We start from the raw sequence: 2,541 nt of genomic DNA, 5'->3' as shown, positions 1-2,541 counted from the left end.
TGTGGGTGGCGCTTTGGGCGGGCCGCCTCTCACTTTCCCGCCGGGGTCCGATTGTCGGTGGCGCAGCCGCGCACCCCGCCGGATGGTGGAGTCAGCGGGGCCGGAAGGCGGCACGGCGGGGCCGGATGTCGAGCACGTCGCTCAGTCGGTGCAGTTGGGGCACGGCCCGGACAGCGGCATCTCCAGGAAGCACGTCGGGCACACCGGCCCGTGGCGTTCGGTGCTGGCGCGGGACGGTGCCCGCCTGTGGGGAGTGCTCTCGCGCCGGCTTCGCGGCTCGCGAACGCGCCGGCTTCGCGACTCGCGAAACCGCGGGCTGAAGCTCGGGGTGGCGTCCGCGGGCACGTCGGCGCCCCAGTGCCGGTAGCACTCGAGCCGGGTGGTGGCGGCGTGCATCTCCCGCGCCACGGGATCGTCGATCGGCCTGGTCCCGGCGACCCGCAGCACCTCGTTGTAGCCGGTACCGACCTGCCCATCCTGCTTGTGCACGACGAGAGACGACAGCGCAGGCTCGCCGCGAACATGGCTGACCTTGGCCAGGTCGACGAGCAGTGTCCCGATCCAGCTACCGGCCGTCGCCTTCGTCCACAGGCCCGAGCGTCGCTGGATCTGCTCACCGAACTCGGAGTAGGTGATGACCGCGTTGTAGCGCCCGGCCGTCTCGACGAGGATCTCGTAGGCGTGCTTGGCCCAGTAGGGGCGGGCCGCTGTGGGGGTGACGTAACGCTCGGGCTCGGCATCGACCATGTCTCCATGGTTTGCCCAACAGGGGCCTCTGCTCAAGGGGGCGCCGGGGCTAGATCTTCCTGCGCGACGGCGACCTGCTCCACCGGGTCAACTGGCCGGAACGAACTCGGCGCGGGGCTCTGTCTGAGCACGAGGCCGCCACCCCTGCGCTCGTCGTTCCGGTTTGTTGTCCCGCCTGACCGGGGGCTCGTGGCCGGCCGGCCGTCGTCGCCCCGGAACCAGGACCGCACCGCGCACCGGGATGAGCTCCGGCCGTTGCTCGTCGAGCGCCTCGCGACCAAGGGCCGGGCACAGCGGTTCGAGCAGATGTCTGCGGCCGGCATCGCCTGCGGACCCATCAACAGCGTCGGCGAGGGTATCGAGCTCGCGACGAAGCTCAGGCTCGACCCGTTCGTCGTGGTGGGCGACGGCGACCACGCCGTCCCCACCGTGCGCGACCCACCGACCTTCTCGCGCACGCCTGTCCGCCACGAGCTCCCGCCGCCCGAGCTGGACGAGCACGGCGCGGAGATCCGCGCCTGGCTGTTCGCCGACCAACAGGCCGGCAGGTCGGTCGCAGAAAGGACACCCATCATGCCTGAGGACGCCACCCGGCTCGACTTCCCGACGTAGCTGGGCATCTCCACCCGCGACACCATCACCCTCATGGGCCAGGACCTCGCGAGCGACCTGATGGGCAAGGCCAGCTTCGGCGAGCTCGCCTACTGGCTCGTCGCGGGCCGCCGTCCGACGCCGGGACAGCTGCGGGTCTTCGAGGCCGTGCTCGTCGCGCTCGCCCACCTGCCCGATCATCACGCTGCGGCCCGAGGCGGACCTGCCGATCGTGCCGATCTACACGAACATCTTCGCCCCGCCGATGCCGCTGCCGAGCCGGTTCGTCGAGCCAGGCGGTGCGCCGCATCGTCGAGAGCTGGCCCTCGAACCTCAAGGTGGCGATCATCGGCACCGGGCACCTCTCCCTCGAGCTGGGCGGCCCGCGCCAGTTCGGCCCGCACGGCCCGGACCCGGAGTTCGACGCCAAGGCGGTCGAGTGGATCGCCACCGGCGACATCGAGCACTGCCTCGACGAGGTGACCCTGGAGAGCCTGCATCTGCCCGGCAACGCGACGCACGGCTTCATGGACTTCATGCTGATGATGGGCGTCGCCGGTGAGCACGTCCCCGCAGACTACGTCGACAGCCTCGACCTGTTCCACACCATGGAGGCCTATTTCACCTGGTATCCCAAGGCGGTGGCGTCATGAGCCGATACCTGTTGGACAAGTTCCTCTACACCGTCGACCGCGACCCCGGAGTGGGTGGAGCGCTACCGCACCGAGCCCGCCGAGCTGGTCAGGTGGTGGGAGGAGACCCAGGCCAACCGGGTGCTCAACATCGTCACCGCGGAGTCCAGCACCTGGCAGGCGTTCAGCGGCGAGGAGCGGCAGGCGCTGGCGACGCATGACTACCCCAGGCTCTTCGAGCTCGGTGCGCACCCGTTCCTCACCCTGACGTTGTTCATCGCGATGTTCGAGCGCGACTACGACGAGCCGCTCGGGTTCCAGCTCGAGTATGCCCGCACGATGTCACGCTTCTCGCTGCCCTGCCCCGACATCACGACCTGATGCGCGCCGCACGGATCCCCGAGTTCGGCCGGCCGCCGGTGGTCGGCGCGGAGGAGCGTCCGTCCGCCCGCTCGGGCACGAGCGTGATCGCGACGACGGCGGTTCCGATCACGCCGCTCGACGTGCTGTGCGCGACCGGGAGCTCGTACTTCGGCCCGCGGACCCTGCCGTACGTGCCCGGCGTCCAGGG

5 protein-coding genes are annotated in these 2,541 nt (G+C 70.4%); 4 read left to right on the top strand and 1 reads right to left on the bottom strand.

Annotated elements, in window-relative coordinates:
* Positions 1 to 141: 141 nt before the first annotated feature.
* Complete coding sequence (locus L0H79_RS21885; protein ID WP_301486877.1) at positions 142 to 747, bottom strand: hypothetical protein; 606 nt, start codon at positions 745 to 747, stop codon at positions 142 to 144.
* A 189-nt stretch (positions 748 to 936) separates the two neighbouring features.
* Between L0H79_RS21885 and L0H79_RS21880 the strand changes: the two genes are divergently transcribed.
* The 4 genes from L0H79_RS21880 to L0H79_RS21865 form a co-directional block, all read left to right on the top strand.
* Positions 937 to 1,359: a CoA transferase gene (locus L0H79_RS21880; protein WP_301486875.1), complete on the top strand. Its 423-nt coding sequence runs from the start codon at positions 937 to 939 to the stop codon at positions 1,357 to 1,359.
* 278 nt (positions 1,360 to 1,637) lie between these two features.
* A complete protein-coding gene (locus L0H79_RS21875; RefSeq protein WP_301486874.1) occupies positions 1,638 to 1,991 on the top strand; it encodes a hypothetical protein in 354 nt (117 codons plus the stop codon).
* A gap of 54 nt (positions 1,992 to 2,045) precedes the next feature.
* Entirely contained in the window at positions 2,046 to 2,351 is a 306-nt protein-coding gene (locus L0H79_RS21870; RefSeq protein ID WP_301486873.1) for a hypothetical protein, read from the top strand.
* Positions 2,351 to 2,541 (top strand): hypothetical protein (locus L0H79_RS21865; protein WP_301486871.1); only part of this gene is annotated, 191 nt, incomplete at its 3' end. The genes L0H79_RS21870 and L0H79_RS21865, both read left to right, overlap by 1 nt.

The sequence above is a fragment of the Intrasporangium sp. genome (assembly GCF_030452765.1).
In the GTDB taxonomy this organism is placed as follows: Bacteria; Actinomycetota; Actinomycetes; order Actinomycetales; family Dermatophilaceae; genus Intrasporangium_A.
Note: the sequence above shows the minus strand (reverse complement) of the source record. Positions and strands in the feature narration are given on the sequence as shown.